A 13,675-nucleotide genomic window follows, 5' to 3' on the forward strand; every position below is an offset into this window, starting at 1 on the left:
GATCAACCTTTGCGCTCGTCGCGGCTTTGCGAGGGTCGGCCCGACTGGCCTCGCTTGTCGGCAAGGTCGTCCGCGCTTCGGTTGGCGACTTGGCGATCGTTGTCGTCACGGTTGGCCGGATTGCGCTCGCGCACGACGCGCTCTACGCCCGGCGTGTTGTGCAGATCGGTGTCGAGCTGACCGCTTTCAATGTCGCGCGCGGCCTGCTCGACATTGCTGCGCGGCTCGGAACGTTGCTCTCCAAGGTGCTGATCGCGCTCGTGTGGCAGCTGATCTGCCGGTCCCGACTGCGGCTTGCTTTGCTCCGGCTTGCCGAGCATCTTGTCGATGTTTTCGGCGTTTTGGACCTTTTGCTCCCCTTGCTCCCCTTGCTCCCCTTGCTCCCCTTGATCCTTTTGGCCCCTTTGGCCCGCGCCCGGCGCCTGCGGCGGCGTAGTGCCTGCCGGCCGTTCGCCGCGCTCTTGCGGGCCATGTAAGGTGGGGCGTGGTCGGTTCATGGCGCCCTCCTGCGGACGTGATCTGGTTGCCTTGCGCACCGCAACCGACGTGCCTACCACGCACGCGCACACCCTCCAATCGACAAGACCGGCACCACCACTGCACCACTGACGCGGACGACGCAGCGTACCCATGCATCCGGCCGTAGCGCGGGGTGATCGTTGCGTAAGGGTTACATGCGCGCGTGTAACGCTTGCTGCGCAAGGTGATGCAGAAAAAATCAGCGGGGGCGGCGCATGCGTTCCACGCGTCGTGTGGGACGACCGCGCAGTCGGTCCAGCAACCGCTGCGACACGCCGGCCGGCGCGTCGGTGGTGCCCAGCAGCGTACCCAACGGGCGCAGCCGATCAACGTGGTCGCATACCACCTTGATCATCGCCGTGATCGATGTCCCGAGCAGCAAGCCCCACACGCCCCACAGCCAGCCCCACAGCAGCAGGCCGATGTAGATCACGCATGGGTCGAGCTTGGATGCCCGGCTCTGCAGCCACGTCACAAGCAGCGTGCCGACCAGCGTGGCCAGCAGCAGCGTGACGCCTGCCACGACAAGCGCATCCGACCACGCGCCCATCTGCAGGTATGCACCAATGCCGCTGGCCACGGCAATCATCACTGAACCCAGATACGGCACGAAGTGCAGCACGGCGGTCGCCAGACCCCAGACCGCTGCGTCTTCCATGCCGAGCAGCACAAAGGCCACCGCGGTGAGTACGCCCAGCACGATGTTGGTCAAGAACAGCACCAGCAGCGAGTACTGGATCTGCGTGCCGATGACGGCCATCATGCGCACCGCGCGTTTCTTCTCGCTCAATGTGTTGCCCACCGCGCGCACCCATTTGCGCTTGAGCGCCTGGCCCGAAGCGAGCAGGAAGTAGACGAGAAACGAGACCACGACAAGTTGCCCTGCCAGCGCGAACAGGTTGGCGGAGCCGGTCCATAGAAACTCGCGCAGCGGCAGCGCCGGCTGCGCGGCAGGCTCGGCGGGAGCCGCGGCCGCGGGCGAACGCTTGGCAGGCGCCGGCGCCGGCTTGCCCTGCACGCCTTCGGCGGCGTGCTCGAGCGCGACGGTCACTTCGCGCATCTTGTCGAACGCGCCGCCCATGTGCCCGCGCATACCGTCGACGGCTTGCGCCATGCGCTCCGCCGCCAGGGGCAGACGGTCCGCCATGGCCGATAGCCCGTCTTGCATCCCGAAGGCCAGCACCGCACCGCCGATCCACAAGCCGAGCACCACGATGCCCGCCCCAATGGGCCGCGGCACATAGCAGCGTCGCAGCCACACCACCACCGGGTTCAACGCAAACGCGAGCACCACACCCAGCGTGAACGGCACCAGAAACGCTCGCGCCCATTGCAGAAACACCAACGTGCCGCCAATGGCCACCAGCACCATCGCCACGCGCCATGCAGGCTGCCGCAGCCCGTCAAGCAGGCTGCCGTGCAGGGGTTCCGGCGGCGTGGGGGGTTGAGTCGGTTGGGCTGGCATGGCAGAGAAAGTGGTTCACCCTTCTCTGCGCAAAAGTTGTGCCCTGGTAGCCTATGACGCCGTAGAGACAGGCATGGCAAGCAAGCGCAATGTGCGCACCAAATCGTAAGGCGACACAGGCTTGACCAGGTGTTCCTGAAAACCGGTAGCCAGCGCCCGGGCGCGATCGTGCGGCTGCGCAAATGCGGTCAGCGCGATGGCGGCCATCGGCGTAGCACCGGCGGGCAGATGCTCGTGTTCCCAAGCACGAATTTTCTGCAGGATCGCGTAGCCGTCTTCATCGGGCAGCGCGATGTCGCACACCACCACCTGCGGGCGGCCCGCCCCGCCCCGCGCGCCCCAGACGTCGAGCAGCGCCATCGTCTCGTGGCCGGACCCGACGCTGCCGACTTCCGCACCGACCTGCATCAGCAGTGTGGCCAGCGCGTCGCGCGCATCCTGCTGATCGTCTACCAGCAGCACGCGCAGGCCAGCCAGTGAGGGCAATGGCCCGCTGCGCTCCGGATCTTCGGCCAGCGGCGTAATCAGATCGGCGCCGGCATGCAGCGGCAGGTACACGGTGAAGGTGGTGCCATGCTGGTCGCCCTCGCTGCGCGCATACACGCGCCCGCCGTGCAACTCGGTCAGGCGCTTGACCAACGCCAGCCCCAGCCCGAGCCCGCCCGTACGCCGGGTGTGCGCGCCGTCCGCCTGGCGGAATGGATCGAACAGATATGGCAAGAACGCCGGCGCAATCCCGCGGCCGTTATCGCGCACCACAATGCGCGCCACCTCGCCCAACAGATCGGCCGACAGCCAGACGTCGCCGCCTTCCTGCGTGAACTTGATGGCGTTGGTCAGCAGGTTCCACACGATCTGCTCAACACGATCGGCATCGCCGTCAATCTCGTGTTCGTCCAGGCCCATGGTGGTGTGCAGGGTGATGTGGCGTTCGGCGGCCAGCGCGTGCACGCTGTTGAGCGCGCTCTCCAGCGCCGTGCGCAGCACGAACGGTTCGCGTGTCAGGCGCAGCTTGCCGCTCATCACGCGCGTGGCGTCCAGCAGGTCTTCGATCAGGCGCACCTGCTGCTCGACGCCGGTCTTGATGCCTGCCAGCGCGCGCTGCATGAGCGGCGCACCGCCAGCGATCTGGCTCTCCAATACGTACGCCCAGTTCTGGATGCCATTGAGCGGCGAACGCAGCTCGTGCGACACCACCGCCAGGAACTGATCGCGCGCCAGCGCTGCGGCCTCGGCCTGTGCACGCGCGGCTTGTTCGCGCAGCAACAGCGCATCGCGCTCGCGCTCGGCCTCGGTTCGCTCGGTCACGTCGTAAATGATGAGCAGCGCCGATTCCACTGCGCCATTCCGATCGGCTTCCGGAATGACGCGCGCGTTGTAGTGCGCAATGCGCGGGCGTCCGTCCTGCACTTCCAGATGCAACGCAAGCGTCTGCTCGGCACCCAAGGTGAACGCGCGGTGGGCGGCGTCCTCCAGCGGGTGCGTGACCTCGGGGGCGAGCGGCGACGCGGCCAGCGTTTTGCCCATCATCACGGCAGGCGTCACGCCAAAGGCTTCGGTGACCGCGCGGTTGACATACACGCAGCGCAGTTCGCGATCGAGCCGCGCAATCACGTCGGGCGCGTTCTCCACCAGCGTGACGAATTCGCGCTGATGGCGAAAGCGCTCGTGCTCGGCCTCCTTGCGCTCGGTGATGTCTTCCACCACGCAAACGAGCGCCTGTACGCTGCCGTCGGGCCCGTGCTGCGGTGAATACGCGGCATGCATGAAGCGGCGGCCCACATCGCCCGGGTACGACAGTTCCATTTCAAATTCGACGCGCTGCCCCGCGAAGGCATCGTTCAGGTGCGACAGGATGCGGGCATACGCAGCGTCGCCCATCAGCTCGCGCAGATGGCGCCCCAGCACGTCCTGGTACCGAGCGCCAAAGCGCTGTGCGTAAGCGCGGTTGGCAAAGCGCACGCGGTGCTCGGGGTCGATCTGCACGAGCGGAAACGGCACGCTTTCGGTCAGCCATTGCAACTGGAATTCCGACTCGGTGAGCGCGGCCAGGGTCTGCTGGCCCTGTGTCACGTCTTCGACCACGCCTACGGCATGGGCGGATGCACCGTCGAGGCGTGGCATGAGGTAGCCGCGTTCGCGCACACGATATTCGCGTGCTTCGCCGTGGTCGGTCCCGAGCCATCGGTATTCGAGCGCAAACTCCTCGCCCCGGGCCAAGCCTTCCCAGGCGGCACGCAGCGCGCCATGGTCATCCGGATGCACATGGATGAGCCAGCGGTCACGGATGCCGCACAACGAATCGGGCGGCACGCCCCACGTCTGCGCCCCGGCGCTTACGTGCAGACGCGTTCCCGTCATCGGATCGTCTACCCAGAACACATCCACCTGCTTCCTGGCGGCCGGTGCAGTACGCGTCTCGCGCGCTGCGCGCACGGGTGCCGACCAGCCCGTTACGGATTCACTCATTGCGCCTTTCGCTAGCAGTTTTCATTCCCGAGGCTGCCGCCGAAAAAAAAATGCGGTGCCATAGCACCGCATCATAGGACGTGGGACGAAGTTACTGCGTGGGGAGTTCAGAAGCCGTCTGCGAGGCACCGTTGGCCTGGGCCACGAGCACGCGAATCGCGTTTGGCGTAACCGCACCGACACCCCCGGCCGGCAGCGTGGTGATCAGCCAGTCGGCGTTGTTGGCCAGGCTGAACGGCTGCGAGGTGAAGATGATGTTCTTCGTTCCCGCCGTCGCCACGCGCACCTGATACGTACCGCCATCGACGTAGATCGAATCCTGCGTGCTTGCCGGCGACGCAGCGCCATACGCTGCACCGCTCATGGTCGGCGCAATGGCCGAAAGATCCACATTCGGCGCGGTCACGTAGACGTCGACGTTGGGGGCGTTGTACGAAGCGTTGAAGGTACGCACGCGCGCCTTGTCCGAGAGGATCGACTTGTTGTACGGATCATCGATGAGCGCGAGGCTCGTGGCCGAACCGTTGGCGCCTACGACGGCCAGCGCTGTATAGCGGTGGCCGTTGGCCGGCGTGAAGCCGGTGGAGGCCAGCGGCGTACTGCTGCCCGCGTTCGACACGGTGGCGGTGCTGGCCGTCGCGTCAATGCCGAAGTAGTTGCTGACGTTCTTGAACCCGACGTTGGTGACCTTCGTGGTGCCGTTCACACCAAAGTCGACGTTGCCGATGAACGGGTTGGCGTGCACCGTGCGGTACTGCGGCGAGCTGGTGCCGATGATCTGCCCGATGTCGTCGTCACCGCCGCCGCATCCGGCCAGCACACCCAACGAACCCATCGCCAGCACGGCGACGATCTTCCTGATCTGTATTTTCATCTTCCACCTCGGAGGGAGAGTCCTGTCATGAACCGGGCGCCGGTCATGGCGCGCCCATGTACGTTGTTGTCGACTTGCGGAACCGACGATAGCCGCGCACATGCAGCGCGCCTATCGAGCCGGTTCCGATCGTTTTGTCGGAAGCGTCCGACACACGAAGCGACGTTCCCTCGTTGAGCATGGCGCGTGCCCATCGCAGTTGAATGACCACTCCAATCCGGTGTGTGTGGCGGGGCGTGAATGCGGATCGCTATACTTGCGCGATCTGCTTTGCCTTCGTGCGCGACGCACGCCCCGCATGCTCGAACCGCGCCCGGCTGACGCCGCGCCCCTTCCCGATAACGCCGCTACCCAGGCCGATCCGCAGGCATTCGCCCACGAGCGCGAACGCGTGCAGGCGTGGCTCGCTGCGCGGGCTTCGGGCGCGCGTGCGGTGAGTGCTTCCACGCTGTCGCAGTACCGCGTGGAAGCCGAGCGCGTGTGCTGGTACGCACGCACGTTCGGTAAGCCGATCGCAAGCTGGCGACGCGACGACGCGTCGGCCTATCTGCGCTTTTTGCAAGAACCGCCTGCATGGGCGATCAGTGCGCGCGGTATCGAACGCGACGATGCCAACTGGACGCCGCTACGCGGCCCGCTCTCGGCACGCTCCACACGGCAAAGCGGCATCATCGCGGCAAACCTCTGCGGCTGGCTGCTGCGCACCGGCTATCTGCGCGCGAACCCATTTCTCGATGACGATGCGATCGTCATTACCGTGCCGTCGCCAAGCGCCCCCGCCCCCAAGTCCGTTGCCGCGTCCGAACCCGACACCGCGCTTAGCGCATCCGACATGGCATTGATGGTCGATGCCGTGCGCGCCCGCGTCGCCCTTGGCCGCGAAGCGCGCTTGCGCCAGGCGCGCGACCACTTCCTGGCCGTGCTGCTCGCGCAGGCGGGCATGCGTGTATCGGAGCTGGTGAGCGCGCGCATGGGCGACGTGGCCCTGCACGCCGTGCCGACCGAGCACGCAACATCCGACACCCTGCTGCCGGCATCGGTGTGGCTGCTGGCGATCGGCTCAGGCCGCTCGCAGCGCTGGCTGCCGTGCGATGCGCTGATGTCTGCGCTGCGCGAGTACCGCGCGGCCTTTGGCCTGTCGCCGCTGCCGCTGCCGAATGAAGCCACGCCGCTGCTGCTGTCGGTGCGCAAGCGCTCGCCGCGCCGCGCAGACGGCACCATCATCGACTCCCCCGCCCTGCGCCGCGACTTCGGCGAGCGCAAGGGCATCGCCTCGCGTTCGCAACTGCTGCTCATCGTCAAGGCCATGCTCGGCGAAGCCGCTGAATACGCTCGCGCCATCGGCCACGCTGACGCGGCCGTGCGCCTTGCGAATGCTTCGTTGCGCGGCGTGCGCGGTGCTCATTTGCGCGAGCGGCTCGCCGCCGGTGAGGCCGCAGCCGACATCGCCCATGCACTTGGCCTTGCTGCCCTGCCGAGCGTCGCCGTGCGCGCGCGTGAAGCCGATCTGGCCGCCAGCATTGCTGACGCGGCCCGCAAACTGGCCCCGCCTTCGACCTGACATTTCCTCCCCACTTCGCGCAGAAACGGGTACGCATCTCCAGCGCGAATGCCGTGTGAATACATTGTCGAAACCAATTGTTGGCGCGATTTGCGCGACAGTTGCCGCTTACGTCGTCCGCAGAATTGGGTACGCTCTGCCGCAGAAGCGTCTACGGCGGCCCGCAGAAACGGGTACGCCCGCCCCCGCAATCGTCCGCAGAAATGGGTACGTTTTGGCCCGAATACCCCAAAGAAAAACGCGGACTCGACGGTCCGCGTTCGTTGTTGGTCGAGTAACGGCCTACGTGCTCAGTGCCCGCCCGACAGATAGAAGAAGCGGAACAGGAACACAGCGGAGATGATCCACACGATGACGGGCACCTCGCGCATGCGGCCCGTGAACAGCTTCAGCCCGGAGTACGTGATGAAACCGAACGCGACGCCGTTGGCGATCGAATACGTGAACGGCATCATCAGCGCCGTCAGCACGGCCGGCACGGCTTCGGTGGTGTCTTCCCAGTTCAGGTCCACCAGTTCGCGCAACATCAGGCACGACACATACAGCAGCGCGGGCGCCGTCGCGTAAGCCGGCACCACGCCAGCCAGCGGCGAGAAGAACAGGCACAGCAGGAACAGCGCCGCCACCGTCAGCGCGGTCAGCCCCGTCCGGCCACCAGCCTGCACACCCGAAGCGCTTTCGATATAGGCGGTGGTCGACGACGTGCCCAGCAGCGAGCCCGCCATGATGGCCGTGCTGTCGGCCAGCAGCGCCTTGTTCAGGCGATCCATCTTGCCTTGCTTGAGCAGGCCCGCGCGGTTGGCCACACCCATCAGCGTGCCGGTCGCGTCAAACAGCTCCACCAGGAAGAACACCAGCACCACGTTCAGGATGCCCACCGACAGCGCGCCCATGATGTCGAGCTGCATCAGCGTGGGCGCGAGCGACGGCGGCATCGACACCACGCCGTGGAAGGTGTTGCCCGCAAAGAAGAAGCTCGCTGCCGTCACGGCCAGAATGCCGATCAGGATGGCGCCCTTCACGCGCAGGTGGTCCAGTGCCACGATCACGAAGAAGCCGATCACCGCCAGGATGACCGAAGGCTGGTGCACGTCGCCCAGCGTCACGAGCGTCGCCGGATTCCCGACGATCAGCCCCGCACCCCGTAGCGACACGATGCCCAGGAACAGCCCGATACCCGCCGTGATCGCCACGCGAATCGAATGCGGGATCCCGTTGACGATCATCTCGCGGATGCGGAACACGCTCACCAGCAGGAACAGGCAGCCGGAGATGAACACCGCACCCAGTGCCGCCTGCCATGTAAAGCCCATGCCCTTGACCACCGCGTACGCAAAGTAGGCGTTCAGCCCCATGCCCGGCGCCATCGCGATCGGGTAGTTCGCGTACATCCCCATGATGGTCGTGCCGATCGCCGCGGCAATGCAGGTGGCGACAAACACCGCGTCGTGCGGCATGCCCGCGTCAGCCAGGATGTTCGGGTTGACGAAGATGATGTACGCCATCGTGAGGAACGTTGTCAGCCCGGCGAGCACTTCCGTGCGGACGTCGGTCTGGTGTTCCTCGAGCTTGAAGGTGCGCGCGAGCCAGGTCATTCAGCTTGTCTCCTCTCGTTATGAAGTGTCATCGCCGGCCGGCGCTGTCCTGCACCCGGCCCCCCGATGCACGCCCACCACGGGGCGAGGCTACTCTGAGCGAGATTCCGGCACCCAAACGCTGCGCGGTCAACATACTGTTCATGCGAATCGAATGATGGAAAACGCGCCGGCCAAGTGCCAGGCCTGCGCGCGGGATGCGCATGATGCCCGAAACGCGAAGCGTGCGCACTCGCCTGACAGGCCGCATCGCCTCGGCAGCGAAGGAGCTGCCCTTACCGATCAACCGTACCCGTTTCTGCGAAAGCCCGATGCCACGCGGTCCGCGTAGCGATTGGCGTACCCATTTCTTCGTTCGCCTCCGCAGAAATGGGTACGCATTCTGCAAATCGGGGAACGCGTGAGGACAAGGCGCCGCGTACCCGTTTCTGCGGGCCTTTGAGGAGCAGACCGTACCCGTTTCTGCGCATGATCACGCCCACCACCCGGCTCGCAGCGAACCCGTTTCTGCGTGCACGGTCTGGAATCGGGTGTACCCATTTCTGCGCGGCCCTCCGCAGAAATGGGTACGGTTTATTTGCAAGCCGCCTCGCTAAGCCTTTGGCTAATAAGGCTTTTTACCCGCAGAAACAGGTACGGCACCGTTGATGCCAGGCCCCGAAACGTCGGCAAACCACATCCCCTCGTCCAGGTTTCAGCGATGAAAGTTCAGAATTTCACTCGTCCAGGCGGAAGGCTTGGTGATGTGCGGGCACATACGGCTTCCGAATAGCCACGCAGAAACAGGTACGCACAGAGGTCAGGCAGGCAGTCCGAAGCGTGCGCACGCTTTCAAGCAAATGGCGCGATAAGGAGAGAGAGAAAATCCGGCGGATCGGCACGATCGCAGATTTGGGTACGCGAGTGCGCGCAGAAATCGCCCTTACTCACGCAGAAACAGGTACGCTTCGGCGGATATCAAGCTCAGCCAGCCCCAAACGTCGCCGGATCCGCCGCAGAAACGGGTACGCGCACGCAGAAATCCAGCGAATCGCGCCGCCCCACGCCTGTTTTCTGTGGATAACTCTGTGGACAACATGATGTTGTCCCCGCAGATTCCGGTACGCCCAATGCGCAGAAGCGGGTACGGTTTCGCGCAGAAGCGGGTACGCCATTCCGCAGAATCTGGTTCGCGGGTGCGCAGAAACTGGTTCGGTTTACCCCTCCGAACCCAGTCGTGGCAAGGCTTTGCGGGCCGCGTATACGGTTTACCTGTAGTAAACGTAGAAGGTATATATGGCTGGTAGTAAGGAAAGGTCTTCCGTGGACAACCTTAACGGTTGCCCACCGATGCCCTTCCCGCGACAACGAGCAAAAATAAGAAAACGTACCCAATTCTGCGTGACAAGCCGAAGGCGTTTTAGTACAAAGGCTCTGAACAATTCTTGCCCACCATGGTCACCAAACGCCTCACACCCAATGGGAAACCGGACGACGATTCGCCCGGCCGCATCATCGTCCCCTCGGGAGGGCAAGTCATTGCCGCGCCGGAGAAATTTCAGCGCCTGTTCGACGAAGCACAGGCGATGGAACGCGAAGACGCTTGGCAAAGCGGCGAGGTCGGCTTTCTCAGCCGCGCCAGCGTGCAGGTCACCCTCCCCTATCGCGCTCCCAAAGGGGCGCCGCCCGTCTGGACGCGTTCCAGCGGCAACATCTCGCTGATGATCCAGCCGGGCTACTTCACGCAGCAGCGTTCCGAGCGGGCCAGCAATGGGCGGCAGCGCATCGTTTCCGAGACGGTCTCCTTCGGTTATCCCTATGGCTCGTATCCGCGTCTGATGCTGGCGTGGATCGGCAAGGAGATCATGGCCAAGAAGAAGCGCGGCGAATTCCAGGGCACCGTGGAAGACCGGCGCATTTCGCTGGGCAACTCGTTGTCCGAGTTCATGTACAACCTGGGCATCCCGATGGCCACGGGGGGCAAGCGGGGCACCATGACGCTGGTGCGCCAGCAGATGATTCGCCTGTTCTCCGCCACGATTGCCATCGTGCAGAACAAGTCAGCACCCAGCAGCCAAAATCAGAATCAGGAACCGCTGTCGATCGATCGTATCGGCTATCTGCTGGCCGATCAGCTGTCGACTTGGTGGGATCCGATGCAGCCGGGCCAGGGCTCGATGTTCGAGAGCTTCGTCGTGCTGTCCGAACCGTTCTTCAACGAACTCGTGAATCGGCCTGTGCCGGTGGATATGCGGGCGTTGAAAGCGCTCAAGCAATCGCCGTTTGCGCTGGATGTGTATTCGTGGCTCACATACCGCTTCTTTACGATCCAGAAGCGTACAGAGATCCCGTGGGAAGCGCTGCAGATGCAGTTCGGTACCGAGACCGAAAGCGAGCGGAAATTCCGTGCGTTGTTCCGCAAGGCGCTGAAGGATGTGCTGGTTGTCTATCCGGACGCCAAGGTAGATGCCGACTCTTCCAAGGCGCTGATTCTGCAGCCTTCACGTACCAGCGTGCGGAAGTTGGCCTGAAGCAAAGCGGAAGCGTCAGACAAAAAGAAAGGGGAGCAGAAGCTCCCCTTTCTCATCTCAGGCGATCAGCCCGAAACTTATTCCGGCTTGATCGCCGAGGCTTGCAGACCCTTCGGGCCTTGCTTCACCTCGAAGGTGACCTTCTGGCCGTCCTTCAGGGTCTTGAAGCCCGAACCCTGAATTTCGGAGAAGTGCGCGAACAGATCTGCGCCGCCGCCGTCCGGAGTGATGAAGCCGAAGCCTTTGGTTTCGTTAAACCATTTGACAGTACCCGTGGCCATGCAAAAATTCCTTTAATAAACAAAAAACACGTCGTCCAGCCGATCCGGACATCGCACGAAGAACCGGCTGATTTCCGAATCTTGCGTAGACAAAGTCTTCAGACGACTGTCTAAGCATCATAACCAGTTTGGAGCAGAGTGTCGATGGGCGGCATTTTTCCGAAATGTCGCTTTTATGCATCTCACTGGTAAACACCTAGGAAGCTGGTAAATGCAGGGGCGAACGCATGAAGTTATGCGCCAAAGACCGCATTTACATCTCAATTTAGATGAATTGAAAGCCGGCTGTCCTGGGCATCGTGTGCGCCAGCTTCCCAATGAAATTTGTATGAATTGAATTTTATCGATCTTGTGTTTTCATGCTGTCTTCCCTAAGATGAGCGCTGCTGACTTTCAGCGCTGAAAGTGGAGGGCCAGTGAGCGCCAAGATCGTAACGGTATTCAATCAGAAGGGCGGCTGCGGTAAGACCACGGTCAGCATGCACATCGCCGGAACCCTCGGTTTGCGGGGTAGTAAGACGCTGCTGGTCGATATGGATGAGCAAGGAACGGCCACGCGGTGGGCTGCTCAAGCTCCGGAAGACAAGCCCTTCCCTGCTTCGGTGATCGGTTTGGCGCCCTCGGGCGGTGCCATGCACCGAGAAGTCCGCAAGTTTGTGGCCGACTACGATTACATCGTGGTCGATTGCCCTCCGGCGGTGCACTCACCGTCGTCGTCAAGCGCGCTGTTGATCTCCGACATTGCCCTGATCCCCGTTGTGCCGTCACCGCCCGATCTGTGGGCTGCGGTGGCTGCCAAAGCCCTGGCTCAGCAGGCCCAGGTGACCAATGAGACGCTGCGCATTCGCGTACTGGCGAACATGGTCCAGCGGCGCGTATCGCTCGCCAAGCAAGCAATTGAAATTCTTGGTGATGATGGTGATATTCCTTTGATGGATTCCATGATCGGTTCGCGCTCCGCATTTCGCGAGTGCCAGGCGATCGGTGCGACGGTGCATGGTGTATCGGGCGCCCGGGAAGCCATTAGTGAAGTCGACATCTTGATCGACGAGGTGTTGCAGTTGTTGCAGGAGGAACGTGTATGAGCGCGAAGTTGAAATCGCTCAAAGACGGCATGCTGGCCGGCATTGCCGCAGAGAAAACCAAGGCGACACCGGTTGATCGCTTTGCTTTGGCAGAAAAAGCGATTACATCGCACCCCCGCGGCCTGCTTGGCCAAGCCGCGCCCGCGCCCGTTTTCAGCGCTGAAAGTCCCGCGCCTGCGAACACGTCCGAACGCCGGGTCATCAAGGTTTCCCTTGAGCGACTGCAGGAAAATCCGCTCAACGCGCGTCGCATCTACGATCCGCAGATCGTTCAGGAGCGAGCGGCATCCATCGCTACGCACGGTCAGCAGACGCCAGGGTTGGCGGCGCCAGACCCGGCGCGGCCTGGCTGGTACGTCCTGATCGACGGCCACTACCGTAAGCGTGCCTTGGCCGCCGCCGGGAAGGCGGAGATGGACTGCTTCATCGAAGACGGTCTGTCGGACATCGATTTCTACCGTCTGTCCTTCGTTCTGAACGAGCAGCGTTCGGGCCAATCCGTGCTCGATAACGCAATCGCTTGGCGGCAGCTGCTAGACGAAGGAAAAGTTAAAAAAGAAGAAGATATTTGTGAAATTACCGGCGTGTCCGCTGGAACGGTCAACAAGACATTGGCGCTGCTGAAGCTGCCGGAGTCGGTGCTTGAAGTGATGAAGGAGCGACCGGCTGGTATCGGTATCGCAACCGGATATGAGCTGACGCTGTATTTCAAGAGCGCCGGCGAAGACCGCACGCGTGAACTGGTGCATCGTGTGCTGGAAGAGGGGCTCTCAAGCCGCGACGTGGAGCAGATCCGCAAGGTGGCTCAGGAGGGGCGTACCCGCAAGGTCAAGGAAGTCAGCCGACAGTACAAGATCCGCAGCGCGGAAGGTGATCTTCTCGGCACAATCAAGGAGTGGGATTCCGGGCGCGTCATGCTCGATGTGAAGCTGGGAGATCGTGGTGCCCGGGAATCGTTGGTGGAGGCGCTGAAAAGCCGGTTTGGCCTGGACGTCGCCCTCCTGTAGCTTCGCCGCAGATTTATCCGCCATAAGCGCCCGATTGGGCGCTTTTTTTTGGGCCCGATTTCGTGTGCAGAAAGCACTTCGGCGCGTTGGGCGTACCCGTTTCTGCGGGAGGGCGACTCGCGGAGGGTGTATTCCCGGGAACGCTTCTCCTCACTCCCAAACGCGCGCCGAAATGCGCAGATTCGGTGCTCCACGACCATCTCAATGTCTCGGATGCGGACTGCAAATACATTCATCCTGTATTTAAATAATGGTCTCTATTGTGCGGTATTTGAGGTTTTTAACCCTTCATGTACACTATCTGGACAC

At 63.0% G+C, this 13,675-nt stretch carries 10 protein-coding genes; 4 read left to right on the forward strand and 6 right to left on the reverse strand.

Features of this window, described 5'->3' with window-relative positions:
- Nucleotides 1-2: 2 nt before the first annotated feature.
- The 4 genes from R2N16_RS22660 to R2N16_RS22675 form a co-directional block, all read right to left on the reverse strand.
- Nucleotides 3-497: a hypothetical protein gene (locus R2N16_RS22660; protein WP_316668823.1), complete on the reverse strand. Its 495-nt coding sequence runs from the start codon at nt 495-497 to the stop codon at nt 3-5.
- Nucleotides 498-718: 221 nt separating this feature from the next.
- A complete protein-coding gene (locus tag R2N16_RS22665) occupies nt 719-1,984 on the reverse strand; it encodes an AI-2E family transporter (protein WP_316668824.1) in 1,266 nt (421 codons plus the stop codon).
- A gap of 51 nt (nt 1,985-2,035) precedes the next feature.
- Complete coding sequence (locus tag R2N16_RS22670; RefSeq protein WP_316668826.1) at nt 2,036-4,453, reverse strand: hybrid sensor histidine kinase/response regulator; 2,418 nt, start codon at nt 4,451-4,453, stop codon at nt 2,036-2,038.
- A 91-nt stretch (nt 4,454-4,544) separates the two neighbouring features.
- Complete coding sequence (locus R2N16_RS22675; protein WP_316668828.1) at nt 4,545-5,327, reverse strand: DUF4397 domain-containing protein; 783 nt, start codon at nt 5,325-5,327, stop codon at nt 4,545-4,547.
- 298 nt (nt 5,328-5,625) lie between these two features.
- Between R2N16_RS22675 and R2N16_RS22680 the strand changes: the two genes are divergently transcribed.
- Nucleotides 5,626-6,888 (forward strand): integrase, encoded by a 1,263-nt coding sequence (locus R2N16_RS22680; RefSeq protein ID WP_316668830.1) that lies wholly within the window; start codon nt 5,626-5,628, stop codon nt 6,886-6,888.
- Between the two features lie 290 nt (nt 6,889-7,178).
- On the opposite strand, the gene R2N16_RS22685 is transcribed toward R2N16_RS22680, so the two are convergent.
- Nucleotides 7,179-8,483 (reverse strand): NCS2 family permease, encoded by a 1,305-nt coding sequence (locus R2N16_RS22685; RefSeq protein ID WP_316668832.1) that lies wholly within the window; start codon nt 8,481-8,483, stop codon nt 7,179-7,181.
- Between the two features lie 1,433 nt (nt 8,484-9,916).
- On the opposite strand from R2N16_RS22685, the gene R2N16_RS22690 reads away from it, so the two are divergent.
- Nucleotides 9,917-10,993 (forward strand): replication protein RepA, encoded by a 1,077-nt coding sequence (locus R2N16_RS22690; RefSeq protein WP_009240208.1) that lies wholly within the window; start codon nt 9,917-9,919, stop codon nt 10,991-10,993.
- Between the two features lie 77 nt (nt 10,994-11,070).
- Here the strand turns inward: R2N16_RS22690 and R2N16_RS22695 are convergent, their stop codons facing one another.
- On the reverse strand, nt 11,071-11,274 hold the full coding sequence (locus R2N16_RS22695; protein ID WP_004632415.1) for a cold-shock protein: 204 nt from the start codon (nt 11,272-11,274) through the stop codon (nt 11,071-11,073).
- 416 nt (nt 11,275-11,690) lie between these two features.
- Between R2N16_RS22695 and R2N16_RS22700 the strand changes: the two genes are divergently transcribed.
- A complete protein-coding gene (locus tag R2N16_RS22700) occupies nt 11,691-12,359 on the forward strand; it encodes a ParA family protein (RefSeq protein ID WP_316668838.1) in 669 nt (222 codons plus the stop codon).
- The gene (locus R2N16_RS22705; protein ID WP_316668840.1) at nt 12,356-13,366 is read left to right on the forward strand and encodes a ParB/RepB/Spo0J family partition protein; all 1,011 of its coding nucleotides are present in this window, start codon (nt 12,356-12,358) and stop codon (nt 13,364-13,366) included. Before R2N16_RS22700 ends, R2N16_RS22705 begins: the two co-directional genes overlap by 4 nt.
- Nucleotides 13,367-13,675: the final 309 nt, after the last annotated feature.

The organism is Ralstonia psammae (assembly GCF_958405935.1).
Taxonomy (GTDB): domain Bacteria; phylum Pseudomonadota; class Gammaproteobacteria; order Burkholderiales; family Burkholderiaceae; genus Ralstonia; species Ralstonia psammae.

Excerpts from the sequence above, each read along its gene's own strand:
- R2N16_RS22660 (WP_316668823.1), bottom strand. The coding sequence starts at position 497 with ATGAACCGACCACGCCCCACCTTACATGGCCCGCAAGAGCGCGGCGAA.
- R2N16_RS22665 (WP_316668824.1), bottom strand. The coding sequence starts at position 1,984 with ATGCCAGCCCAACCGACTCAACCCCCCACGCCGCCGGAACCCCTGCAC.
- R2N16_RS22670 (WP_316668826.1), bottom strand. The coding sequence starts at position 4,453 with ATGAGTGAATCCGTAACGGGCTGGTCGGCACCCGTGCGCGCAGCGCGC.
- R2N16_RS22675 (WP_316668828.1), bottom strand. The coding sequence starts at position 5,327 with ATGAAAATACAGATCAGGAAGATCGTCGCCGTGCTGGCGATGGGTTCG.
- R2N16_RS22680 (WP_316668830.1), top strand. The coding sequence starts at position 5,626 with ATGCTCGAACCGCGCCCGGCTGACGCCGCGCCCCTTCCCGATAACGCC.
- R2N16_RS22685 (WP_316668832.1), bottom strand. The coding sequence starts at position 8,483 with ATGACCTGGCTCGCGCGCACCTTCAAGCTCGAGGAACACCAGACCGAC.
- R2N16_RS22690 (WP_009240208.1), top strand. The coding sequence starts at position 9,917 with ATGGTCACCAAACGCCTCACACCCAATGGGAAACCGGACGACGATTCG.
- R2N16_RS22695 (WP_004632415.1), bottom strand. The coding sequence starts at position 11,274 with ATGGCCACGGGTACTGTCAAATGGTTTAACGAAACCAAAGGCTTCGGC.
- R2N16_RS22705 (WP_316668840.1), top strand. The coding sequence starts at position 12,356 with ATGAGCGCGAAGTTGAAATCGCTCAAAGACGGCATGCTGGCCGGCATT.